This window comes from Endozoicomonas sp. SCSIO W0465 (genome assembly GCF_023716865.1).
Lineage (GTDB): Bacteria > Pseudomonadota > Gammaproteobacteria > Pseudomonadales > Endozoicomonadaceae > Endozoicomonas.
This window is the reverse complement of the sequence record NZ_CP092417.1, coordinates 3,967,388-3,991,143: the sequence shown is the minus strand read 5'-3', so window position 1 is coordinate 3,991,143 and position 23,756 is coordinate 3,967,388. Positions and strand designations below refer to the sequence as shown.

The following is a 23,756-nucleotide window of genomic DNA, read 5'->3' as shown; positions in this document are numbered from 1 at the left end:
TAATTAAAAGGTGCTATCAGGCACCTTTTCTTTATAATGTGCCCTTTTCCGCTTTCAGGAGATGTATTTTGAAAACGATCAGACTGGCATTCCTGGCCCTGATTATGCTGACCCCTCTGGCTAATGCCGCCACTACCGGCACTATAATTGGTGTGCTTGATACGGTGATGGTGTTGAGTGAATCCAATGCCGGTAAACAATACGCCAAAAAGTCTGAGGCCAAGTTTAAGCCTCAACTGGTCGCTTTGCAGAAGCTAGAGGGCGAAGTGCGTAATATGCAGGAAAAGTTGCAGAAAGACGGCCCAACCCTGAGTGCTGATCAGTTGAAAGTTCGTCAGCTGGAGTTACAGCGCAAATATGAAGACTGGCAAATGAAGGGACGGCAGTATCAAACTGACAGAGCGGAAGCGGATAATGCGGAGCGTGAAAAGCTCCGCCCAAAACTGCAGGCAGCCATCGATAAGGTCGTCAGTGAGTTAAAGCTGGATCTGGTGATTGATCGTCAGATGACCATCTATGCCAGTCCTGGAATTGATATCACCCGCAAGGTCATTGAAAGCCTCAATCAGATGAAGTAATGAATCATGACTGATGTTTATACGTTGTCCGAACTGGCAGAAAAGTGCAATGCCCAGCTGCAGGGAGATGCGGATAAGCAGATTTCAGGCCTGAATACCCTTCAGCATGCGCAGGGGCATGAGTTAAGCTTTCTGGCTAACCCGGCTTATGCCAAGTACCTGGAAACCACAGAGGCAGGTGCGGTCATTCTCAGTCCTGATGCTGTTAGTGTTTATTCTGGAAATGTCCTGATTCTTGATAATCCGTATCTGGGTTATGCCCGGTTGTCTGCCCTGTTCGACCCTGATCGTGGCGGCAATGAAGGTATCCACCCCAGTGCAGTGGTTGATGAGACAGCGACTGTTGATTCCAGCGCTGCCATTGGTGCCAATGTGGTTATTGAGGCAGGGGTACATATTGCAGCAGGTGCTCGAATTGACGCAGGCACAGTGATTGGTCACGACTCCATCATCGGTTCGGATGTCCATCTTCATCGCAATGTGACGGTCTGCCATGGTGTCACCATTGGCGATAGAACGATCATCCATTCCGGAGCAGTGATTGGTGGTGATGGTTTTGGCAATGCGTACGCTGATGGTCGCTGGCACAAAATAGCCCAGATTGGTGGGGTCGTGATCGGCTGCGATGTTGAAATAGGAAATAATACCTGTATTGATCGCGGTGCACTGGGTAATACGGAAATACACCGTGGTGTTCGCCTGGATAACCTGATCCAGATTGCTCACAATGTAGTGATTGGCGAGAATACAGCCATTGCGTCCGGTGTCGGTATTTCCGGAAGTACAACCATTGGTAAAAATTGTACTATTGCCGGAGCAGCCGGTTTTGCCGGTCATCTGACCATTGCGGATGGTACGTTTATCAGTGGCATGGCCATGATTACCCGCTCAATTACCAAGGCTGGTTCCTATTCCTCGGGTACAGGCTTCATGGAAAGTCGCGAGTGGCGGAAAAACGTGATTCGTTTCCGGCAATTGGATGACCTGGCCAGGCGGGTTAAACAGTTGGAGAAACAGCGATACTGACTATAAGTACCCTGTAGCTTCTCTGCCAACTGCCGGTGAGTATTTTGATGGTAAAGAAAAGGCTGGTTTTCCAGCCTTTTTCCGTTGCATTGAAGATTAGAGTTTATGGCGAATGAGACGAATTGAGGAAATTAAGCAGATCCTGCCCCACCGGTATCCTTTTCTGCTGGTGGATCGGATTCTTCATGTGGATATAGAAAATGGCACCATCGACTGTCTTAAAAATGTATCCAGTAATGAACCACATTTTAATGGTCATTTCCCTCAGCATCCGGTGATGCCGGGAGTGTTGATTATTGAAGCGATGGCTCAGTCGGCAGGTATCCTTGGTTATCACATTCGCAAGACGGATGGCGATACAATCTACTATTTCGCCGGAGTGGATAAAGTCCGTTTTCGTACCCCCGTAGTGCCCGGTGATCAGTTGATTCTCCGTTCAAAACTGTTGGCACTGAAACGGGATATCTGGAAATTTGCCTGTGAGGCGGTAGTTGATGGTAGTATTGTCTGCTCTGCAGAAGTTACGTGTGCAAGAAAGGAAATAAAATCTTGAGCGACACACTCTCCGTTACTGACTCTGAAGCTGCTGAAGCCATTGGCCCATTGACAGCAGATATTCATTCAAGCGCAAAGGTTCATCCGACAGCTATTGTCGAACCGGGTGCCCGCATTGGAGAAGGCGCTGAAGTTGGGCCATGGACTTATATCGGACCGGGTGTTGAAGTGGGTACAGGAACCCGCATCAACTCTCATGTGGTGATTAAGGGGCCAACGGTTATCGGGAAAAATAACCGCATTTTTCAGTTTTCCAGTGTTGGTGAAGAGTGTCAGGATAAAAAATACGCTGGTGAAGCCACTCGTCTGGTGATTGGCGATAACAATATCATCCGTGAAGGCTGTACGATTCATCGCGGTACGATCCAGGATCAATGGTTGACTGCCATTGGTAGTAATAATTTGTTGATGGCCTATGTTCATGTTGCCCATGACTGTGTTATTGGCGACAACTGTGTTATTGCCAATAATGCGGCACTTGCCGGTCATGTTATTGTTGGTGACAGTGTAATCCTCGGTGGTTATACCACTGTACATCAGTTCTGTAAGATTGGTTCCTTCAGTATGAGCGCTGCCCATTCGGCCCTGTTCAAAGATTTACCGGCATTTATTATGTCCAGTGGTAATCCTGCTCAAGCTCATGGCATGAATTTCGAGGGCATGCGGCGCCGGGGATACACACCTGAACTGATCAGCAAACTGAGACAATGCTATAAGATTATTTACCGTCAGGGTCTGAGAACCGCTGAAGCGATTGATCGGCTCGAGAGCATGGCGCCGCTGCCGGAAATTCAACTGCTGATTGACTCTCTGAAGTCATCAACTCGGGGTATTACCCGTTGATGCTACCGGTGAACTCATCCTCAGAGCCATCATTACGCGTTGCGCTGGTTGCAGGAGAAGCCTCAGGTGATATTCTCGGGGCCGGGCTGATTCGGGAAATTAAACGGCATTACCCAGATGCCTACTGCTATGGTATCGGCGGTCCTTTGATGCAGTCAGAGGGTTTTGCCAGTTTGTTTCCAATGGAACGGTTATCGGTGATGGGACTGGTTGAGGTTCTGGGGCGTCTTCGTGAACTGCTTGGCATTCGGAAGCAGCTAAGAGAGCGGTTGATTGCGGATCAGCCCGATGTATTTATTGGCATTGATGCCCCTGATTTTAACCTGTCCCTTGAACGAAAGCTAAAAGCTTCCGGTATTCCAACCGTGCATTATGTCAGTCCGCAGGTGTGGGCCTGGCGTGAAGGACGGTTGAAGAAAATTCGCCAATCTGTTGACCATATGCTGGCCCTGTTGCCGTTTGAAGTGGATTATTACAGGGGCCATGGTGTACCTGTGACCTTTGTCGGACACCCTCTGGCTGACCAGATTCCGATGAATCCTGATCAGGATGCAGCCAGGCGGACGTTGGGTGTCAGTAATGGTGATGGGCCGGTGATCGGACTTTTGCCGGGCAGCCGTAAAGCAGAGGTTGCCAAACTTGGTCAATTATTTCTTGAGACAGCACGCTTGCTCAGGAAAGATTTTCCTGATGCCCGTTTTTTGATTCCCTGCGTCAATGAGCGACGAAAAAAACAGATTCTACCCATTGTCGGTGAGTTTCCGGATCTTGATGTTACGGTCTATGATGGTCAGGCGCAGTCGGTTATGGCTGCAGCGGACGCGATACTGATCGCCTCGGGAACGGCGGTTCTTGAAGCAGCACTGCATAAAAAGCCGCTGGTTGTCAGTTATAAAATGGCGCCGCTGAGTTTTGCCGTCATCAGCCGGATGGTTAAGGTCAACTATGTCTCTCTGCCAAACCTTCTGGCAAACAGAGCGTTGGTACCTGAAGTGTTGCAGGATGACGCTACCCCTGAAAACCTTCGAATTTTTATGAAGAAGGCGATTGAGGATCAGGGTTACAGGCAGGCTCTTAAGCAGTCTTTCATGGGGATTCATCAGCAACTCAAGCAGAATGCCAGCAGGCTGGCCTTTGAAGCGGTTAGGTCGGTCATTCAGCAGGCTAAGAGCCTTTAGCGGGTAGGAAGCCTTTAGCAGGTAGGAGGCCTTTAGCGGGTTGAAAGCCTTCAGCGGATAGAGAATTGATGAAACAAAACCAACTTGACTGGCGTGAAACCAGTGATCCGGGAATAATCATTGCTGGCGTTGATGAAGTCGGTAGAGGCCCACTTTGTGGGCCGGTGATTGCTGCTGCAGTAGTCCTGGGTCCTACTCGCCCGATTAAAGGTTTGGATGATTCTAAAAAGCTTTCGGAAAAAAGGCGGGAAGCGCTGTTCGATGTTATCTGTAACAATGCCCTGGCCTGGTCGCTAGGCAGGGCTGAGGTAGCAGAAATCGACGAACTGAATATTCTGCATGCCACCATGCTCGCTATGCAGCGGGCTGTGAAAGGGTTGTCGGTTAAACCCGAACTGGCTTATATTGATGGTAACCGATGCCCCAGTCTCTCCTGTCGAGCTGAAGCTATTATCAAGGGCGATAGTCGTGTTGCTGAGATTGCTGCCGCCTCCATTATTGCCAAGGTTACCCGTGACCGGGAGATGCAGTTGATGGATGAGGAGTGGCCCGGGTATGGTATTTCCAAGCATAAAGGCTACCCGACAAAAATGCATCTGGAAGCCTTAAGGAAATTAGGACCCACTCCAGTTCATCGCCGTTCGTTTAAGCCTGTGAGAGAGTTGCTGGTTGATAAACGCCTTTGAATGCCTTGAAATCTCTTTTGGTTACGTTTCCGACGCTTGCCGCGAACTACTTAAAGAACTAGCATCGTCACCCGTCACCCACCCCTTAGAGTGGGTGATTTATTCTAACTTTGGATTTTTTGCTTTTTCTGGAGTTTGATTGTCCGGAAAGGTCTTTCTTTTATTTTGTGGGCTTTTCTGCGCGTTAAATGATGCTTCCGCATTGCTACGTTCTTCACCGATAATCAAGCTTCCTCTGGCCAGTAATTCATTAAATGTCCTGTCTGAGTCTTCAAAAAAAGTAGCGTTCAGGGAATAGGCCTTTTCATCATCGGTGATATCGGTATTAAAGATATTTCGGCCGATCTCGGACAGGATGTTGGACGTAAATACTGATGCATTTTCGACCATGGACTTATAGTAATCCCTTTCTGTAGTGGCAATTATGGTTTTGTTTTTCACTTCTGCTAACTTTCTTTTCAGTGCTTCAGTTTCTTTCGATAATTTGTAATATTCATGGTCAATTATGAGTTGGCTTCCTTCCAGACCCTCGTCAAAATAATAAAAACTATCTGTTCTATATATTCCATAGGTTGTTCTGCAGGATGTCCAGGGCAGATTCATATCATCCATGATCTCATCAAGCCTGTCAGATTCCTGGTAATCATAAATATATTTGGCAATGGCCTGATATTGTTTATAGTGTTTACGTTCTTTGGGTTGGCTCATGATCTCATCCCAGCCACCCCCATCGGATTCCTCTGGATCACTGTCCATTCCGGCAAAGAGTTCAGGATATTGTGTTTTCAGTTCTTTGGCAGCATAACTGGTCAGGGAGCTGGCTATATCGAATTGCTCGGCATTCAAAAGGTAGCAGTCTTCATTATCGTTAATGTCATCGGCTATTTCTGCTGTTTGCATCGAAGGGGGGGGCGGAGGTGGATCAATAGGATAAGCTGCAGAGGAAAGTTTATTTTTAAACTCATGGATATTGATGTTTCGACTGTGAATTTTATGTTGCTGGGGTGATGAGTTGGTGGCTTCTAATTGCCTGATCTGTGTTTTGGATATATCAGGTGCGGTTTGTTGGTTGTCTGTGGGTTGAGAAGCTGTATTCTGGAGGGAGGTAGAACGATCTGCTTCTCTCACGGGTAGTTGCAAAGGAAAATAATTCATGATCAGGCTAACCCCTTGAGGCAATCTGGTATCTGTGAGCTTTATGGATTTTGTTTCAAGCGATAGTAGAAAGACGGTTGAATCGGTCGTTCAGCGCCAGTGTCGGGAATAAGTTACCTGACAATATCGAACAGGAGCTGATCAAGAATTGTAATAATAATAAACTACCTTTTATTGCGGACCAACAACGCGTTTCTCATGACCATCGAACAATAGCACATTTTCAAAACCTTTTTATATTTTATACGGCTTGGAATAATTCACAGATCAATCGTTGAATGAAGGGGGAGAGATGAAGGGTGAGAGGAATCATCTGATGATTTAGGAAATCAATGTATGAGTTTTTAATGTCAGGAAATTAATAGTGTTAACGAGTGTTTCTCAACTGTGTTTTGTTTTACTTTCAGACTATCTTGTTTGTTTTATTGGATTTAACTATTTCTTTAAATATTAATTTGTTAGGAGTGTCTCTTCATTGTTATCATAACCTGATTGCCATTCAGGACTGCCTTCATCCATGACAGCACGATTTATCCACTTACGGGTGCATACCGAATTTTCCCTCAGCGACGGACTGGTGCGGATAAAACCGCTGCTCAGCGCCATTTCTGCTTCTGGTTCTCCAGCGGTTGCTGTGACTGACCAGTCTAACCTCTGTGCGCTGGTGAAGTTTTATTCGGGGGCCATGGGAGCGGGTATCAAGCCGATTTGTGGCGCTGATCTGTGGGTGGAAAATCCGTCGGATGAGCATGCACCGTCCCGCCTGGTGCTGCTGTGTATGGATGAGCAGGGTTATCACAATCTGACCGAGCTGATATCCAGGGCGTTTATGGAAAATCAACGCCATGAAAAAGCGCTGGTCAAACGGGAGTGGATCATGACTCAGTCTGAGGGTCTGATTGCCCTCTCCGGAGCCAGAGAAGGTGAAATTGGTCGGGCATTGTTGGCTGGCAAGAAGCCGCTTGCCGGTCAGTTACTGCAGGCGTGGATGGAGGCATTTCCTGATCGTTTCTATCTGGAACTTCATCGTACCAACCGGGCAGGGGATGAAGAGTGCGTTCATGGTTCAGTGGATCTGGCGGCAGAGTTCAACTGTCCGGTGGTGGCGACCAATGATGTAATGTTCATGACCCGGGATGATTTTGAAGCCCATGAATCCAGGGTGTGCATCGGAGAAAGCGTGGTTCTGGATGATCCCCGCCGTGAACATCGCTACAGTGAGGAGCAGTACCTGAAGTCCGAGCAAGAAATGGTTGAGCTCTTTGCGGATATCCCCGAAGCACTGGCCAACTCCGTGGCGATTGCCCAGCGTTGTTCTATCAATGTCAAGCTGGGTGAGTACTTTTTGCCGGAATATCCCGTGCCAGAAGGTAAAACCATGGATCAGTTTTTCCGTGAGTTTTCCCATAACGGCCTGACGGAGCGGCTGGCGTTTCTGTTTGATACTTCGGCACCAGACTTTCCGGAAACCGAGAAACTCTATCGCGACCGACTGGACTTTGAGCTGAATACCATTCTGCAAATGGGATTTCCGGGTTACTTTCTGATCGTAATGGACTTTATCCAGTGGTCTAAAAATAATGGTATTCCCGTTGGCCCCGGTCGTGGTTCCGGTGCCGGTTCACTGGTGGCTTATGCCCAGAAAATCACCGATCTGGACCCGATCAAATACGACCTGCTGTTTGAGCGATTCCTGAACCCGGAGCGGGTGTCGATGCCCGATTTTGACGTTGACTTCTGTATGGAAGGCCGGGACCGGGTAATTGATTATGTGGCCCGAACCTATGGGCGAAATGCGGTTTCCCAGATCATCACCTTCGGTACCATGGCGGCCAAGGCGGTGGTGCGGGATGTGGCCCGGGTTCAGGGTAAATCCTATGGTCTGGCAGATCGTCTTTCCAAAATGATTCCTTTTGAAATCGGCATGACGCTCAGTAAGGCCTTCGAACAGGAAGAAGCCATTCGGGAGTTTCTGGAGTCCGATGAAGAGGCGGCCGAAATCTGGGAGATGGCGCTGAAGCTGGAAGGGGTCACCCGAAATGTCGGTAAGCACGCCGGTGGTGTGGTGATTGCCCCCACCAGGTTGACGGACTTTGCACCGCTTTACTGTGATGAGCACGGTAAAGGGGTGGTCACCCAGTATGACAAGAATGATGTGGAATACGCGGGCCTGGTTAAGTTTGACTTCCTTGGTCTGCGTACACTGACCATTATTGACTGGGCTCTGAAGTTGATTAACCCCCGCCGGGCGCAGCGGGGTGAAGAGCCTCTGGCCATTGAAGCCATCGATCTTGAAGATAAAAGCGCCTACGACATGCTGAAGCGGGCGGAAACCACCGCCGTATTCCAGCTGGAATCCCGGGGGATGAAAGATCTGATCAAGCGTCTGCAGCCAGACTGCTTTGAAGATATTATCGCTTTGGTGGCTCTGTTCCGTCCCGGTCCGTTGCAGTCCGGGATGGTGGACAACTTTATTAACCGTAAGCATGGCCGCGAGGAACTCTCGTTCCCGGATGCCCAGTATCAGCACGAGTCGCTTCAGCCTATTTTGCAGCCCACTTACGGTATTATCCTGTATCAGGAGCAGGTTATGCAGATTGCTCAGGTGCTGGCCGGTTACACCCTGGGCGGTGCGGATATGCTGCGCCGGGCCATGGGTAAGAAAAAACCGGAAGAGATGGCCAAACAGCGGACGGTCTTTGAAGAGGGTGCGATCAGCCAGGGGGTTGATGGTGAGCTGGCCATGAAGATCTTTGACCTGGTGGAGAAGTTCGCTGGTTACGGCTTTAACAAATCCCACTCGGCAGCCTATGCCCTCGTTTCGTATCAGACGCTGTGGCTGAAAGCCCACTATCCATCGGAGTTTATGGCGGCGGTCATGAGCTCCGATATGCAGAATACCGATAAGGTGGTGACCTTTATCGAAGAGTGTCGGGATATGGGGCTTACCGTGTTGCCGCCCAGCGTGAACAGCGGTGAATATATGTTCGGTGTTAATGATGATGGGCATATCGTTTATGGTCTGGGTGCGATCAAAGGGGTGGGTGAAGGCCCTATAGAAGCCATTGTCAGGGCACGTAATGAAGGTGGGCCATTCAAGGATCTGTTTGATTTCTGTGAGCGGGTGGATGCCAAAAGCATCAACAAACGAGTGCTGGAGGCATTGATCAAGTCGGGAGCACTGGATCTGCTTGGTCCTGCTCCGGAAAAGCCAGGGCAATTGAATTTTAACCGTGCCGTGCTTGAATCGAGCCAGCTTGAGGCAATCAAAGCGGCGGATCAGGCGGCAAAGAGCCTGGATTCCGGCCATATGGATATGTTTGGTGCCCTGGTGCCTGCCGGGGAAGAAGATGTCTATGACACCTACCTGAAAACCAGCGAATGGACGGATAAGGTTCGCCTGGGTGGAGAGAAGGATACCCTGGGGCTCTATCTGACCGGTCACCCTATTGATGAATACGAAAGTGAAATCCGCCACTTTATCCGAAACCGTATCAAGGATCTGCAGCCTGCCCGTGGCGATAGCCAGAATATTGCCGGGCTGGTGGTGGATATGCGGGTGATGAAAAACAAGAAAGGGGACAAAATGGCGTTTGTTACCCTGGATGATCGTACTGGAAGGATTGAGGTGTCGGTGTTTGCCGATGTGTTTGCCGAGTATCAACACCTTCTGCATAAAGACGCGGTGCTGGTGGTGGAAGGCGAAGTCACGTTTGATGATTATTCCGGTAGTCTGAAAGTCCGCTCGAAGCGAGTGATGAAAGTGGTGGATGCCCGCAGCCATTACGCCCGCCGTCTGGTTCTAGAGGTTTCTCATGAGCAGATTGACGGTCATTTTGGGCGAAAGCTGTCGTCGATGCTGGGTGAGCAGCCGGGGCAACTTCCAATCAGGATTGATTACCGCCGGGAAGATGCCTGTGCCAGTCTGATGCTGGGTGAGCAGTGGCTGGTCAGTCCCAGTGATGAGCTGGTGCTGGAACTCAGGCAGTGGCTTGGTAAAAATGCTGCGAAAGTTGAGTATGCTTAGGAGGCTGACCGAGAATAGCGCCCGTCTAGGAGGCTGTCCGAGAACTAGCTATTGAAAAAACGAAAGCTTCAGCATTTTCTTGGCTGATCAAATATTGACCTAAATTTAGCCTGTTTTGGGGTAAAAATTGCGTTTTTTACCCTTTTGCTTGCCTTTATGCTGCCATTTTAAGCCTTTTTGCTTCTTCAAGACGGATTGATCCCGTTGAAACCGATTTGACAATTTTTTTGAAATTATAAGCACTGCAGACCAGTGAAAATTCTCCAGCCACTTTTTCCTTACCCCGGACACTGAACCCTCTGAATCCTGAGTTCTTGATTTGGCCAAAAGGCGGTTCCGCAATCACCTTGCGACGCTCATAAACCGCTTTGGCCTCTTTGGTTTCCATTTTGCGGTTCATCGCCTGGCGTATGGCTTCGTGGCGGTCTGTGCGAATCACTTTCCCCGGGTCTTTGTTGTCACCACTGCACCTTTTACGTAACGGGCAATCCCGGCAGATATCTTTACTGACGCGGTAGCTTTTGTGTTTTGCTTTGCTAGCCGTGTTATAAATCAGCTTCTCACCGGCAGGGCAGGTAAAGCTGTCGTCTGCTTCATGGTAAATAAAATCCGCTTTGACAAACTTTCTGTCAGAGTCTTCCAGTCCCTCTGTTGCAGGCTTCTCCTGTCGATCCGTAGCCATGTAAGCGTCAATGTTCGCATCATCAAACGCTTGCAGGTTGGGCCCTGAGTAATAGCCATTATCCTCACTCATTTTGCCAATGGACGCGTTATCTGTTGCTTCTGCAATGGCTTCAAGTGCAGGCTTTACTTCCTGCTTGTCATTGGCATGCTGGCTGATGTGCTGGCCAACAATGATACCATTATCGCTGTCGACGCTGATCTGGGCGTTATAACTGTACTGATAGCCACTGCCTTTTTTACCCATGATCCTGGCATCATGATCAGCAAAGCTGATTTGCTTTTTGTCGTCTATCGGCTTATCGGGATTCAGGGCCTGTTCCCGTTCTTCAAGCGCTTTTTTGGCCTCCTGGATTTTCTCTAACCGTTCCTGCTTGAATTGCAAGTCTTCAGGAATGCTGTAGCCAGTCTCCTGCTGATAAGCATCGTCCTCTTCACTGTCACTGGTTTCGGCTTTTTTAATCAGGGCCTCAACTTCAGCCATTAATTCAGCTTCTTTGGCCTTAAGTCGTGCGTAGCTCATGGCCTTATGCTTTGATGAGTCGGCTTTGAATTTGGAACCATCAAGAGCGATGTGGCCCAGCGAGGCCATCTGTAGTTCCCGGGCGAGCAGCACGCTCTGTTTGAAACTGCTTTTAAAAAAGGTGGCCTGGTTTTTACGAAAGTCACTGAGCACCCGGAAATTTGGGCAGTGCTGTTTGGCGATATACATGAAAGCCAAGTCCTGATTGCAGCGCCGTTCAATCTCCCTGGAGCTGAACACACCATGGCTATAGGCATAGATCAGGATCGATATAATCAGTCGTGGGTGGTAGGCATTCTGGCCAAGATGGTGATACTGCTTTTCCACTTCAGAGGTGTCGATATGCTTGAAGATATCTTCAAAAACGAAGCAATCATGATCTGGTGGCAGCAGGTCGAAGATGTTCGATGGGAACATCAGGTGCTGGTCAAAATCAGCAGGGTTATCTTTGAATTTGATTGATGACATCCGTTTCGGCAACAACAAAGTGGGCAGAAGATGCCTGATTATACTTAATCAGGCTATTCTCGGACAGCCTCCTAGGCGACCCCGTAGCGAGGGTGGCAGAAAATTGAGGATAAAAAGCCGGAAATTTTTGGTGAATAGTGGTTCTATTTGCTAAAAATTTCCGGCTTTTTAGATCAATTTGCTGCCACCGCAGTAGGGCAGTCTATTCTCGGCCAGCCTCCCGGTACATGGTTTCAATGAGTTTGACGGGTTGTCGTTACCATAAGCCTCTGCACTCCGTTCGTCCTGAAGCCGCCGAAGGGCGCAAACTCCGGCCCATGATAGATCGTGCCAAACACCCTTCGACTCCGCTCAGGATGAACGGAGATGGTACACGTCATCTTGCTCATTACGGGAGTGAACGACTGGCATAAACCAGGTTAGTAATGTGCCAGCTCTGATTTTCCGCCCCTCCGGGATAAATCTCGCCCTGTCCGGTCGTGTTATACCACTCACGGAAACCGGGGCGTTGTTTACCGATGGCCTCCAGTGCCATGAGCAAATCCCTGTTCGCCTTTGTCTTATCCATAAATTTTTTCAGTACATCAGCAACCCGGCACTCAATCTGTGGCCAGACCAGAAAACCGCGGCTTTGCTGCAAAAGAACAATTTCATAATCGGAAGCCATATTGATGGGTGAGAACGCTTTCAATCCGGCAGGGGTGAGCTGTGAGCGAATCAAATCCACCACTGCCGGGTGATCCTCCTGATCAACCAGCCCCAGCTCAATGGCCAGGGCCAGCCCTTGCAGGTTAACCTCCTTCCCCTGCAAAAATGCCGTATTTTGTGCCACCAGAGCGGGAATGTAGTCCTCCGGTGCTATTGGCTGATGCTTTACCTTGTGGTCAGAGTTGACAAAATCCAGCGGAGCGAACACACCTTTGGGGTAGATAAAGGTTTTCTTGATCTGTTGACGGAGCTGATCAATTGGTTGCCGGAGGGGTTGGTCATTCATCAGAGCGCTGATAATTCCGGATGTTGGCTCGTGCCCAGCCGGGAAGTGCTTTTTTAACCCGCTGGCTAACTCAGGGCCAATTTTGTCATAGTGACGAACCAATCCGCTGAAACCCTGATACAAAAAACAGGCGTTGCTGCACAACAGTTTTTGCAGCAGGAATGTATCGAGCATGTCTCGGTTATCACTGCCCTGAGGCAGGCTGGTTTCCGGATCGAGCACATGCTGATCCAGGTAGGTCATGGCGCTGGCCAAGCTTGGTATCAACGCCCGGACCTGGTCGATTTGTGCATCGCTGGTGGCGAGGTCGAGTAACTTGGTAAACGAGCGAATAAAGTGAATTTCGCTGTCGGTAGTGCCAGGCGTCAGGGTGGCGAGAGTATCGGTCAAAAAGCCTTTCAGGGTATGGCTTGGCTGAGGCAGGGTCAGGCCATCGTTCCGAGCCTTTTCTGATATTTCCCGGTAGATTGTTTTTAGTCCATCGACCCGTTTTTTCAGTTCTGGCAGTGCCAGGGTTTTCACGTCTGTGGCGCTCAGATGCGGTAGCTGGTTGACCGCTTCGGGGTAGTTGGCCTGCAGAAACTTTTGCAGCTGGGTATACCAGCCCGATCCGTTGTCACCGCCAAGCATTCTTAGATAGACAAATTCACCCAGCAGCGGTTCCGGAATCACTACCTGAGGTATCAGGCCGCTGGCGCATTGATGGTTGGCAATGGTGGTCAGTGAGTTCAGCAGGGAAGAAAAAGACTCGGGACAGGCAATGTCCTTTTCGTTCAGAGTGTTGATCATAATGCCAAAGTCGCGCATCCATACAGTTTGCCCGTAACGTCCGCCGAGGGAGGCAGGCAAGCCCTGGCTGATCAAACGTTGTTGGAATGTTTGGGCCAGTCGCAGTTTGTCCTCGCCGCGCTGACTGTTTATAAACTGGTTAATGGCTGATTTGAGCGCCTGGACCAACCCCTGGTGCCGACTGCGGTTGCCATTGGAATACGCTTCCCAATAATCGGCAACGCCTTTTTTCTTCAATGTTTCAATGACCCGCTGGCGAAAACCAGCGACTTGGGGGATTGCAATGGCATCGTTGTCATCAGTGCCATCTTCATGGCCATAAATCATCAGGTTGAAAACCCGCTGTTGTTCGGGAGTCAGGTGCTCATAACCGGTGGTGAAGTCGTATCCGGCCAGATCGTTGCCAAGGAGGTCAAGAATTTCATCGGTGACCATGCCTACGCGCACGCCATTGACTTGCACCGGCACGGGAATGGACTCGCCACGATAGCGCTGATCACGAATCTCAATGCAGGCGCAGGCCACATCGGTAACCTCTTTATTCTCAGATTGGGTGTCAACCCGCAGGCCATTTTCAAAACTGACCAGAATTTGCTCGTGCTCGACTGGCATGCACTCGGCTAGCTTTGGCTTGGCAAGGATGGCTTTGACTTCGTTAATGCGGCTTTCAGCACCCTTCCTGATATCTTCACCCACTGGCTGGGTCGGTATATGTCGTATGGAGGGTTTAATCGCAACCAACATGGCAGGCCCGAAAATAGAGGTAAGGATTTCCTCACCAGCTTTTATTTTCTGAGGATTCTGAGAGGTATAAACAGTTTGATGGCCGCTTGCGGGGAAGAACCCCTGAAGGCCACCTGCAGGGGAGGAACCCTGGTAGCCAGCGTTAGAGGAAATCATAATTTTTAGTCTGCCTCTTTGAATTATCGGAATGAGCATTTGATCACTATTGGATAAACACTTTGACAAGCAACGGGGTTTTTGGTTCTTGCTTTATGGTTGTTGTCCAGTTTTTGTTTTTTGAATCAGGTAGCTTCCGGGAACAGGATGCCGACTGTTTTTCTACGATATTGTTTTAAGAGAGTGAGCCATTGCGCTTCTGTTGTTCCTGAGGACTATCCCTGAAGACTACATACCGTTGATTTGTTTACAGGCAATTACGCTTTTTAACTCGACTTTCCGGCGGTGTTTACGTATTTTGAACCCTATTTACTGTCCGGCCATGATAAGTGGATTTCATGAACCCGAATTACCTGGATTTTGAACAGCCAATTGCTGAACTGGAAGCCAAGATAGAAGAGCTTCGGCTGGTCAGCAGCGATGCAGAACTGAATATTACTGAAGAGATTGCGACACTGCAGGATAAGTGCCGCAGTCTGACGGATGCCATTTTCAGCAACCTGTCTTCATGGCAGGTGGCTCAGCTGGCCAGGCATCCCAGGCGGCCATATACGCTGGATTATATTCGCCATATTTTCACCGAGTTTGACGAACTCCATGGTGACCGCCATTTTGCCGACGACCCTTCCATTGTTGGAGGCATGGCTCGACTGGATGGTCGACCGGTCATGGTGATTGGCCATCAGAAGGGTCGTGAGATCGAAGAGAAGGTCCGCCGGAATTTCGGTATGCCTAAACCGGAAGGTTACCGTAAAGCCTGTCGCCTGATGGAAATGGCTGAGCGTTTCAATATGCCTATTCTGACGTTTATCGATACGCCGGGGGCTTACCCAGGCATCGGGGCAGAGGAACGCGGGCAGAGTGAAGCGATTGCTTACAATCTGGCGGTTATGTCGCGCCTGAAAGTACCGGTAATTTCCACTGTTATTGGTGAGGGTGGCTCCGGTGGCGCATTGGCCATTGGTGTTTGTGATCATCTGGTGATGATGGGTTATTCAACCTACTCCGTTATTTCGCCTGAAGGCTGTGCCTCCATACTCTGGAAAAAAGCCGAGTACGCTCCTGCTGCTGCGGAGGCCATGGGAGTCACTGCCGGTCGTTTGCAGGAGCTGGGTCTGGTGGATACCCTGGTGGAAGAGCCATTGGGCGGTGCGCACCGTGATCCGGAAGCAGCGGCTGCCAGTCTGAAAGCAACGCTGGTGGCTCAGCTGGACACCCTTTCAGCACTGGACAGCGATACGTTGCTGGCAAACCGTTACCAGAAAATCAGGGACTTCGGGGCGCTTTGATCTTAACAACGAGGGCAAAACCGATTGCAAAAAACAGCTCAGAGATCACTTCTTGTTACCCGCTCAGTCCTGAGTGGGTACTTGGCCAACTGTCTTCACGTTTGCCACTGCCCGTTTCTGAATGCCCTTTGACGGTTGCCTTTAGTGGCGGTGTCGATTCTACCGCTTTACTCCATTTGCTGATTTGCCTGCGTGACAAAGGTCGTATTGCTGGTGTGCGCGCCGTTCATGTTCATCACGGATTGAGCGGTTATGCTGATCAGTGGGCTGAGCACTGTCAGTCCGTATGTAAGCAGTGGAAGGTACCATTAACGGTTGCCAGGGTGTCTCTTGACCATGCGGCGGGCTATGGTTTGGAGCAGGCTGCCAGGGATGCTCGATACCGGGTATTTGTTAATGCTGTCAAGCAGGGTGGTTGTCTGTTGCAGGGGCATCATCGTGATGATCAGGCTGAGACGGTTCTGCTCAGATTGTTCAGGGGGACAGGTGTTGATGGTGTTCAGGGAATGCCGGAAAAAAGGAGCCTGGGTAACGGGCTGCTGTTCCGGCCTCTATTGAATGTGCCAAGATCCGCGATTGAAGTTTATGCCCGGTCAAATAACCTTCAATCCATTGAAGATGACAGTAATATCGATGAGCGCTTTTCCCGTAACTTTCTTCGTCAGCGACTGATTCCCATGGTTGAAGCCCGCTGGCCGGGGGCCTCTGCACGGCTGGTTGAATTTGCCCGGGATGTGGGGCAGATGAATCAGAGTCTTGAGCAGCAAACCAGGGTGCAGTTGGATAACTGTATTGACTATCGTCCACAATGGCTGCTTGACCAGCAACCGCTGATAAATCTGGCAACTCTGCAATCGCTTGATGCCAGTGCACAACGACGAGTGATTCGCCGGTGGTTGAAGTTGCAGGGAGTAAAACCCCCCACCAGAGAAACCCTTGAACAGATCTTTAATGAAGTTGTTGGAGCCCGAAATGATGCCGGGCCTCTGCTGAAGATTTCCGCTCGATTTACGCTGACCCGTTATCAGCAAATGCTAGTGGTACTGGATGAAGAAGTGAGCTTACAGCCGTTTGAGCCCATGCTGTGGGATTGGCAAAAAGAACCAGTACTCGTGCTGGGGGGCAGGGCTCTGATCTGTAACTCCGGGCAGGCGCATGATGGCAAAACGATCCGACTACCGCAAAAAACACTGCAGTTGAAACGTCGTTGCCATATATCAGGTGATGAAAAGTTTGCCATTACCGGACGGCAAGGCCGAAAAACACTGAAAAAATGGCTTCAGGACTATAAAGTGCCACCCTGGCTGAGAGAGTATCTTCCCTTGGTGTTTGATGATGACCGAATGGTGGCTGCTCCCGGTCTCTGGAGTTGTGTTGATGACCGTTCAGGCAATGCTGACGGTATTTCTCTCAGCTGGAAAGGCGCCAGATAATATCAATTTCCTTCGGAAAACCGAGAGGGTGTAATGGCCCGTTATCCAACAATTCGGTGGATAACGGTTTTACGTTTGCCGCCGGTTTTGGTATCCTGATGTCCCATCTTGAGACTCTCTTTTCACCCCGCTTTAATTCAGATTCACAGCAGGTAAGCATGACGCGTTATATTTTCGTCACCGGCGGTGTTGTTTCCTCGTTAGGTAAAGGCATCGCATCGGCATCTCTCGCCGCCATTCTTGAGGCCCGTGGTCTCAAGGTGACGATGCTCAAGTTGGACCCTTACATCAACGTTGATCCGGGTACCATGAGCCCTTTCCAGCATGGCGAGGTTTTCGTTACTGAGGATGGTGCAGAGACTGACCTGGACCTGGGCCATTATGAGCGTTTTATCCGTACCACCATGAAACAGGGTAATAACTTTACCTCTGGCCGGATTTACCAGGACGTTCTGCGTAAAGAGCGCCGTGGCGACTATCTGGGGGGAACTGTACAGGTGATTCCGCACATCACTGATGAGATCAAGCGCCGGGTGGTTAACGGTGCTGGTGATGCGGACATTGCCCTGGTTGAAGTGGGTGGTACGGTCGGGGATATAGAATCCCAGCCATTTCTGGAAGCCATTCGCCAGCTGAAGGTAGAACTCGGCTCTCAACGTGCCATGCTGATGCACCTGACGCTGGTGCCTTACATCAAAACAGCCGGTGAAACCAAAACCAAGCCAACCCAGCACTCAGTTAAAGAGCTGCGTTCGATTGGCCTTCAGCCAGATATTCTGGTGTGTCGCAGCGAGCATTACATTGATGCCTCTGCCCGCCGCAAGATTGCACTGTTTACCAACGTAGAAGAGCGTGCAGTTATCTCTCTGGAAGATGCTGACAGTATCTATAAAATTCCAAGGATGTTGCACGAGCAGGGACTGGATCAGATCATTGTGGATCGCTTCAGTCTGGGCTGTCAGGAAGCTGATCTGTCTGAGTGGGACGATGTGGTGGATCGTGAGTTTAACTACTCCGAAGAGATCACCATCGCCATGGTCGGCAAGTACATGGAGCTGCTGGATGCCTATAAGTCGCTGATTGAGGCGATCAAACACGCTGGCCTGAAAACCCGTACCAAGGTCAATATTCGTTATATCGACTCTGAAACTATTGAACAGGATGGACTGTCTGTTCTTGAAGGCGTTTCCGCCATTCTGGTTCCGGGTGGCTTTGGTCACCGTGGAGTTGAAGGTAAAATTGAGACCGTACGCTATGCCCGTGAGAACAGGATTCCTTTCCTGGGTATCTGTCTTGGCATGCAGGTGGCTGTCATTGAATACGCTCGACACGTTGCTGGTCTGGAAGGGGCAAACAGTACTGAGTTTGATCGTCAGACGGCCCATCCGGTGGTCGGCCTGATCACTGAGTGGATTGACGCTGATGGCATGGTTGAACAGCGTGACGAAGGTTCTGATCTGGGTGGTACCATGCGTCTCGGTGCTCAGAACTGCAGTTTGGTTGCCGGTACTCACTCCCGTGAAGCGTATGGCCGGGATGTCATTACCGAGCGTCACCGCCACCGTTATGAAGTGAATAACCATTACGTTGAAACACTGGAAGACGCAGGTCTTGTGATTGCCGGTCGTTCAGAAGATGATGCCAAGGTGAGTAGCCTGGTAGAAATCGTTGAGATACCTGATCATCCATGGTTTGTAGCCTGTCAGTTCCATCCGGAATTTACCTCAACGCCACGTGATGGCCACGGACTGTTTTCTGCCTTTATTAATGCAGCCCAGGCTTTCAAGCACGCTTCTCACTGAAGCCGACCGATTATGCCTGTTTTGTGGGTTTCTGTAGCAAGCCTGAAGGAACGTTTGTGAACAGCAAAATTGTTGATGTTAGTGGAATTCAGGTCGCTAATGATCTGCCGTTTGTCCTGTTTGCCGGGATGAACGTGCTGGAATCAAGAGATCTGGCCATGAAAGTGGCGGAAGAGTATGTACGGGTTACCGAAAAACTCGGTATACCTTATATTTTCAAGGCTTCTTTTGATAAGGCTAACCGTTCGTCAATCGCCTCCTATCGAGGTCCGGGAATTGATGAAGGGTTGAAAATTTTTCAGGAACTGAAAGCGACTTTTGGCTTTCCGGTGATTACCGATGTCCATGAGCCTCATCAGTGCCAGTCTGTGGCTGAAGTGGTGGATGTGATTCAGCTGCCAGCGTTTCTGGCCCGCCAGACTGACCTGGTGGAAGCCATGGCAAAAACCGGTGCTGCCATTAACATCAAGAAGCCTCAGTTTCTCAGCCCCGGCCAGATGGGGAATATCACGGACAAATTCCGTGAAGCGGGTAATGACCGTTTGATTCTCTGCGAGCGTGGTGTGAACTTTGGTTATGACAACCTGGTAGTCGATATGCTGGGTTTTCATACCATGAAGCAGGTGAGTGGCGGTGCACCGGTTATCTTCGATGTGACCCACTCTTTGCAGTGTCGTGACCCCATGGGTGCTGCCTCCGGTGGTCGTCGTCATCAGGTGACTGAACTGGCCCGCGCCGGTATGGCAGTGGGGCTGGCAGGGTTGTTCCTGGAAGCGCATCCGGACCCGGACAATGCCCGCTGTGATGGTCCTTCGGCTCTGCGTTTATCCATGCTGGAACCATTCCTGGCTCAGATGAAAGCACTGGATGAGCTGGTTAAGTCCTTTAAGGACCTGGATACTCACTGATAAGCCTTCACTCTGATAAATAAGCCTCCTTTTTATAAGGAGGTTTATTCTCAAGCCACTGCATTTAATCATTTTAAACAGGCTTAAAAGGCCTGAGCACAAATGCACCGGTCATTTCAAAAAGAGCATTGCTATTCAGATTGATCAATTCTTACCAAATTCGAATTATACTGCCATACCTCGTAGAGGCTGATATCGGGGAGTCATGTAACAGCTCAAAAATCAGGGTAAACTCATGAGATCAACTATGCCCAAACCATTGATAGCAATGGTATTGGGGAAAATATCAGTTTTTACCCAAACTTTCTGAGCAGTTACTAAGCTACTCAGGGGCTACACCTTTACTCGATCATTTTTTCAACAGAGTCGGTTTCCAGCAGCATATGCGACAGCTGATAGTAAGTGAAAATATGCCATCCCTGGTTTTGAGAACCAGAAGGGACGAATGAGCCTGTTTTTTTGTCCATCAGGTAATATTCATTGAAATTCTCAAGTTTGGACACTTTGTCATGTATCTTCCGCGCCAGTTCGAGGTACTCTGGGTTATTGGTGGCATTGTACATAATCATAAGGGCAATGCCGCAGCGCAGCAGTTTATCGGGCCAGAATGTGAAGCCTTTGTTTTCTACCATGTAGCGCTTATTCTCGCCACTGTTACCCATAGGGATAAATAACTGACCGTCATTATTGTAGAATTGCTGAAACAGAATGGCGACATCCGGATAATTTTCCCGGGGTACCGCACCCGCTATGACAGCCCAAGCCAGGCCGAAGGGGTCAGTGATGCTGCCATCTTTGAATTTTTGTGCGTCCGGTAGTGCTTCTCTTTCAGCAATCATCTCTTTAATGATCGGGCCGGGTTGTACCGGGTTGGCAACCTTATGCTCACTGCGCACAAACCAGCGGGGGTTAAATTGTTGGTTGGCATCAAAGAGCAAATGTGTTCTCAGGTTATTCTGTAACTGCTGGCTTAAGCTGGCAAGCACCGTTTCAGCGTCACTGTCTTTCAAAAGCTTGAGCGAATCTGGCAGATATTGGGCGGCTTTATTCAATTCCTGCGAGAATACGGCACTGTCAAGATGGCTCGAAATGCTATGGAGACTTTTCAGGCCATCCAGCAGAATCGCCGCATTAGTCAGCAGACAGCTATTGGCCAGGATGTCATTAAAAATATCAAGATAGTCAGCCCCGACAGGCAGCCCCTGATTATCTATAACATTGGTGTAAACGTAGATAAGTGCTCTAACTACCATGGGCGTTAATTGATGTCCACTGGCGTGTGCCTCTGACGTGTCTGTAGCCAATGCTTTGAGGTACTTGCCACAGAGCGATAGTATATTGATTTCCGGGTCAGTGGTGCCAGGAGTCAGCCTGGCCAAATTGTCGGTTATGTAGTTTCTTAACAAGAAACTGGGTTCAGGAAACTTGATTGGTGGATCGGCCGGTGTTGTTTTTTTCAGGTTTTCAATAAGCTGATATACCCAGGTGATTTGCGCTTTCAAGTTTTCGGGAGGCGTTGTCTGCACGTAAGTGTGTGCACTTTCATCATCCAGGGTAAATAAATCCGGTAGTTGCCCCCCCGGCAAAAAGTGGGGATATTTATTAAAAAACCTCTCTACTTTTTCACGATATCCCCGTTCAATGACCCGCGCCCTGATAAAGTCACTGTCGTTGTTTACCAGAACGATGGGTAGTGCTCCATATTTATTGTGCTGATAACCCGGAAAACTCTGGTTGCTGTTGGGCTCAAGCTTATCAACCTGGTGATCCATAAATGCCAGCAGGACGTCACCCACCTCCTTCAGACCATTTCGATGTGTAAGCACCTGATCAACACTCATCATGCGGTCATCGCGAGCCCATGTGGTACCTTGATAGTGAGTTAATTTCCCTTTGGCCACACTGGCTGGAAGGTGCTGGTCAATACCCAGCAGTACCAGTTCCCGGCACTTTTCTATCTTGGCTGAATGGGCAATCGGCAAGGATATATTTCTGGAAACAATGGGGTGTCCGGATAATGGCTGGAAATTTGAAGGGGTCTGTTCCATAGTTCCCGTGGTGGGTTGTGAGACTGTATTAGTCGTCATTCCGGCAGAACCTACAGCAGTTCCTGAGGGATTGGGTGGTGATTGTATTGATGTTGAAGAGGTAGGGTTTTGGGTGGGGTTCATAGAACATTTCCTTATTAATAATAATTTATTGAAAAATACCTTCGCTTCTTTTTGATTCAACTGAACAGAAATAGTTCCCATGGTCAGGATTTTTTACACAGATTCTATTCCCCGGCAGTCTTGAGTCAGTCGTAACTGTTCAGCACCCCCACATAAATCTGGAATTTTCTGATTTTTATACCATCCTCTTAAGCACCATTTTTCCACAATATTCGCCAGCATGATTCCAGAACTACCCGCAACTATGTCGGCTGAGATTCTCTTGAAAGAGAATGCAGAGCTGCGGATGAGAGTTGCCTGTCTGGAAGAGCGATGTCGAGAATTGGAAGAAAAGGTTGGCAAGAACAGTCAAAACAGCAGCAAGCCGCCATCGTCTGATGGTTATCAAAAACCTTGTAAAAACAGTAATTCTCCAGATCATTCTGACGACCTTTCCGCAGATAAAGGTACCGATCCATCGGATGAAAAACCCAATCCTAAAAGTCTGAGACAGTCTTCTGGTAATAAAGCCGGTGGAAAGAAAGGGCATCAGGGCACTTGTCTTAAACAGGTCGATATCCCTGACTATATTGAGTACCTTCCGGTTAAAGAATGCAATAAATGTCAGGCGTCTCTTCTTGATAGTGAGCCGGTCAAATATATTGACGACAGGTGTTTGAACCAGGGAGACCGGGTGAATTTGAAGTAACGGCCCATAGAGCTGAAGTAAAAATCTGCACTTGTGGTTGTCGGAATCAGGCTGAATTCCCGGAAGGTGTTACCGCTGCCGCCAATATGGCTCAGCCACACAGGCTATGGCCGTCTATCTTAACCAATACCATTTCCTGCCTTTTAAGCGCGTGTCAGAGTATTTTAATACTCTCTATAAAATGAGTGTAAGTGCAGGCTGTCGCCAATTTTGTGGCCAGAACCTATGAAAATCTGGCTTCTACTGAAGAGGTTATTCGTGACGCCTTGCGGGAATCGTCTGTTGCCGGAGCCGATGAAACGGGTATGCGGGCCGAGGGCTCTTTGCACTGGCTACACGTTATGCGGGATGAACAATGGACGCTCTACTACTTGTCTGAAAAGCGAGGTCGTGAGGCCATGGACACGATGGGCATACTGCTAACATTTGCAGGCGTTCTGGTTCATGATCATTGGAAATCCTATTTTGCATATGCGGCAACTCACGTACTTTGCAATGCCCATCACCTGAGGGAGCTTTTGGGTGTTGTTGATAGGGACAGCAATCAACTGGCGTTGCGATTGATGAAGCTACTGAGGCTTTCCTGGCATTACTGCAAGGGCTTTAAGACCATAGGTATGCTACAGATGCCAAGTGTTGTCTGTGAACGAATCGAGAAGATTTATGACCGGTTGCTTCAGCGGGCTCTAATGAAAGAAGTCGTCTATATGGAGAAGCAACGAGAGGAGCTTAAGCGCAAGAAAGTCAAGAATACTAAAGCTTACAATCTCTTCAAACGACTCACTGAGTTCAAGGCTGAGACACTGCGCTTCATGTCAGATTTTACCATTCCCTTCGATAACAATGGCAGTGAGCGGGATGTTCGAATGGCCAAGTTAAAGCAGAAAATCTCAGGCTGCTTCAGGAGTGCAGACGGTGGTTCTATGTTTGCACGGATTCGCAGCTATTTGTCGTCTGCCAGAAAACAGGGAATGGACATATATCAATCACTTCATAGAGCTGTTCGGAATTACTGTAATATGCCTTTGCTCAGTGCTGAATAGTTACAGTCAGTCAAACCGG

At 49.2% G+C, this 23,756-nt stretch carries 19 protein-coding genes; 14 read left to right on the top strand and 5 right to left on the bottom strand.

Annotated elements, in window-relative coordinates:
* Positions 1–68: 68 nt before the first annotated feature.
* The 6 genes from MJO57_RS17885 to rnhB all read left to right on the top strand — a co-directional run bounded on the left by MJO57_RS17885 (position 69) and on the right by rnhB (position 4,866).
* Positions 69–578, top strand: coding sequence for an OmpH family outer membrane protein (locus MJO57_RS17885; RefSeq protein WP_252017607.1), 510 nt, complete (start codon positions 69–71; stop codon positions 576–578).
* Positions 579–584: 6 nt separating this feature from the next.
* The gene (lpxD, locus tag MJO57_RS17880) at positions 585–1,604 is read left to right on the top strand and encodes a UDP-3-O-(3-hydroxymyristoyl)glucosamine N-acyltransferase (protein WP_252017605.1); all 1,020 of its coding nucleotides are present in this window, start codon (positions 585–587) and stop codon (positions 1,602–1,604) included.
* A 112-nt stretch (positions 1,605–1,716) separates the two neighbouring features.
* Positions 1,717–2,157, top strand: a complete 441-nt coding sequence (gene fabZ, locus MJO57_RS17875) for a 3-hydroxyacyl-ACP dehydratase FabZ (protein ID WP_252017603.1) — start codon at positions 1,717–1,719, stop codon at positions 2,155–2,157.
* A 62-nt stretch (positions 2,158–2,219) separates the two neighbouring features.
* Positions 2,220–3,002, top strand: a complete 783-nt coding sequence (gene lpxA / locus MJO57_RS17870; protein WP_252027062.1) for an acyl-ACP--UDP-N-acetylglucosamine O-acyltransferase — start codon at positions 2,220–2,222, stop codon at positions 3,000–3,002.
* Entirely contained in the window at positions 3,002–4,180 is a 1,179-nt protein-coding gene (gene lpxB / locus MJO57_RS17865) for a lipid-A-disaccharide synthase (RefSeq protein WP_252027061.1), read from the top strand. Before lpxA ends, lpxB begins: the two co-directional genes overlap by 1 nt.
* 68 nt (positions 4,181–4,248) lie before the next feature.
* Positions 4,249–4,866, top strand: coding sequence for a ribonuclease HII (gene rnhB, locus MJO57_RS17860; protein ID WP_252017601.1), 618 nt, complete (start codon positions 4,249–4,251; stop codon positions 4,864–4,866).
* 99 nt (positions 4,867–4,965) lie between these two features.
* Here the strand turns inward: rnhB and MJO57_RS17855 are convergent, their stop codons facing one another.
* Positions 4,966–6,021: a hypothetical protein gene (locus tag MJO57_RS17855; RefSeq protein ID WP_252017599.1), complete on the bottom strand. Its 1,056-nt coding sequence runs from the start codon at positions 6,019–6,021 to the stop codon at positions 4,966–4,968.
* 517 nt (positions 6,022–6,538) lie between these two features.
* Between MJO57_RS17855 and dnaE the strand changes: the two genes are divergently transcribed.
* Positions 6,539–10,048, top strand: a complete 3,510-nt coding sequence (dnaE, locus tag MJO57_RS17850; RefSeq protein ID WP_252017597.1) for a DNA polymerase III subunit alpha — start codon at positions 6,539–6,541, stop codon at positions 10,046–10,048.
* Positions 10,049–10,202: 154 nt separating this feature from the next.
* Here dnaE and MJO57_RS17845 read toward each other — a convergent pair whose 3' ends face one another.
* Both MJO57_RS17845 and MJO57_RS17840 read right to left on the bottom strand, forming a co-directional pair.
* Positions 10,203–11,720, bottom strand: a complete 1,518-nt coding sequence (locus MJO57_RS17845; protein WP_252017502.1) for an IS1182 family transposase — start codon at positions 11,718–11,720, stop codon at positions 10,203–10,205.
* 388 nt (positions 11,721–12,108) lie between these two features.
* Positions 12,109–14,403 carry a DUF84 family protein gene (locus tag MJO57_RS17840; protein WP_252017595.1) on the bottom strand — a complete coding sequence of 765 codons (2,295 nt, stop codon included), beginning with the start codon at positions 14,401–14,403 and terminating at the stop codon, positions 12,109–12,111.
* A gap of 338 nt (positions 14,404–14,741) precedes the next feature.
* Here MJO57_RS17840 and accA point away from each other — a divergent pair, with 338 nt between their 5' ends.
* The 4 genes from accA (at position 14,742) to kdsA (ending at position 19,835) form a co-directional block, all read left to right on the top strand.
* On the top strand, positions 14,742–15,692 hold the full coding sequence (gene accA / locus MJO57_RS17835) for an acetyl-CoA carboxylase carboxyl transferase subunit alpha (RefSeq protein WP_252017593.1): 951 nt from the start codon (positions 14,742–14,744) through the stop codon (positions 15,690–15,692).
* Complete coding sequence (gene tilS, locus MJO57_RS17830) at positions 15,689–17,125, top strand: tRNA lysidine(34) synthetase TilS (RefSeq protein ID WP_252017591.1); 1,437 nt, start codon at positions 15,689–15,691, stop codon at positions 17,123–17,125. Before accA ends, tilS begins: the two co-directional genes overlap by 4 nt.
* A gap of 158 nt (positions 17,126–17,283) precedes the next feature.
* Complete coding sequence (locus MJO57_RS17825; protein ID WP_252017589.1) at positions 17,284–18,927, top strand: CTP synthase; 1,644 nt, start codon at positions 17,284–17,286, stop codon at positions 18,925–18,927.
* 56 nt (positions 18,928–18,983) lie between these two features.
* Complete coding sequence (gene kdsA, locus MJO57_RS17820; protein WP_252017587.1) at positions 18,984–19,835, top strand: 3-deoxy-8-phosphooctulonate synthase; 852 nt, start codon at positions 18,984–18,986, stop codon at positions 19,833–19,835.
* A 341-nt stretch (positions 19,836–20,176) separates the two neighbouring features.
* Here kdsA and MJO57_RS17815 read toward each other — a convergent pair whose 3' ends face one another.
* Complete coding sequence (locus tag MJO57_RS17815; protein WP_252017585.1) at positions 20,177–21,922, bottom strand: hypothetical protein; 1,746 nt, start codon at positions 21,920–21,922, stop codon at positions 20,177–20,179.
* 177 nt (positions 21,923–22,099) lie between these two features.
* On the bottom strand, positions 22,100–22,228 hold the full coding sequence (locus tag MJO57_RS32815; RefSeq protein WP_256491671.1) for a hypothetical protein: 129 nt from the start codon (positions 22,226–22,228) through the stop codon (positions 22,100–22,102).
* On the opposite strand from MJO57_RS32815, the gene MJO57_RS17810 reads away from it, so the two are divergent.
* From MJO57_RS17810 to MJO57_RS17800, 3 genes are read left to right on the top strand one after another with little or no spacing between them, the layout of a single operon-like run.
* A complete protein-coding gene (locus tag MJO57_RS17810; RefSeq protein WP_252017583.1) occupies positions 22,227–22,694 on the top strand; it encodes a DUF6444 domain-containing protein in 468 nt (155 codons plus the stop codon). The genes MJO57_RS32815 and MJO57_RS17810 overlap by 2 nt on opposite strands.
* The gene (locus MJO57_RS17805) at positions 22,658–22,879 is read left to right on the top strand and encodes a hypothetical protein (RefSeq protein ID WP_252017582.1); all 222 of its coding nucleotides are present in this window, start codon (positions 22,658–22,660) and stop codon (positions 22,877–22,879) included. Before MJO57_RS17810 ends, MJO57_RS17805 begins: the two co-directional genes overlap by 37 nt.
* 6 nt (positions 22,880–22,885) lie before the next feature.
* Entirely contained in the window at positions 22,886–23,737 is an 852-nt protein-coding gene (locus tag MJO57_RS17800) for an IS66 family transposase (protein ID WP_252017580.1), read from the top strand.
* The last annotated feature ends 19 nt before the right edge of the window (positions 23,738–23,756 follow it).

Coding starts and splice junctions, on each gene's coding strand:
- MJO57_RS17825 (WP_252017589.1), top strand. CDS start 17,284: ATGACGCGTTATATTTTCGTCACCGGCGGTGTTGTTTCCTCGTTAGGT.
- lpxD (WP_252017605.1), top strand. CDS start 585: ATGACTGATGTTTATACGTTGTCCGAACTGGCAGAAAAGTGCAATGCC.
- rnhB (WP_252017601.1), top strand. CDS start 4,249: ATGAAACAAAACCAACTTGACTGGCGTGAAACCAGTGATCCGGGAATA.
- lpxB (WP_252027061.1), top strand. CDS start 3,002: ATGCTACCGGTGAACTCATCCTCAGAGCCATCATTACGCGTTGCGCTG.
- fabZ (WP_252017603.1), top strand. CDS start 1,717: ATGAGACGAATTGAGGAAATTAAGCAGATCCTGCCCCACCGGTATCCT.
- accA (WP_252017593.1), top strand. CDS start 14,742: ATGAACCCGAATTACCTGGATTTTGAACAGCCAATTGCTGAACTGGAA.
- MJO57_RS17845 (WP_252017502.1), bottom strand. CDS start 11,720: ATGTCATCAATCAAATTCAAAGATAACCCTGCTGATTTTGACCAGCAC.
- MJO57_RS32815 (WP_256491671.1), bottom strand. CDS start 22,228: ATGCTGGCGAATATTGTGGAAAAATGGTGCTTAAGAGGATGGTATAAA.
- MJO57_RS17840 (WP_252017595.1), bottom strand. CDS start 14,403: ATGATTTCCTCTAACGCTGGCTACCAGGGTTCCTCCCCTGCAGGTGGC.
- dnaE (WP_252017597.1), top strand. CDS start 6,539: ATGACAGCACGATTTATCCACTTACGGGTGCATACCGAATTTTCCCTC.
- MJO57_RS17855 (WP_252017599.1), bottom strand. CDS start 6,021: ATGAATTATTTTCCTTTGCAACTACCCGTGAGAGAAGCAGATCGTTCT.
- MJO57_RS17810 (WP_252017583.1), top strand. CDS start 22,227: ATGATTCCAGAACTACCCGCAACTATGTCGGCTGAGATTCTCTTGAAA.
- MJO57_RS17815 (WP_252017585.1), bottom strand. CDS start 21,922: ATGACGACTAATACAGTCTCACAACCCACCACGGGAACTATGGAACAG.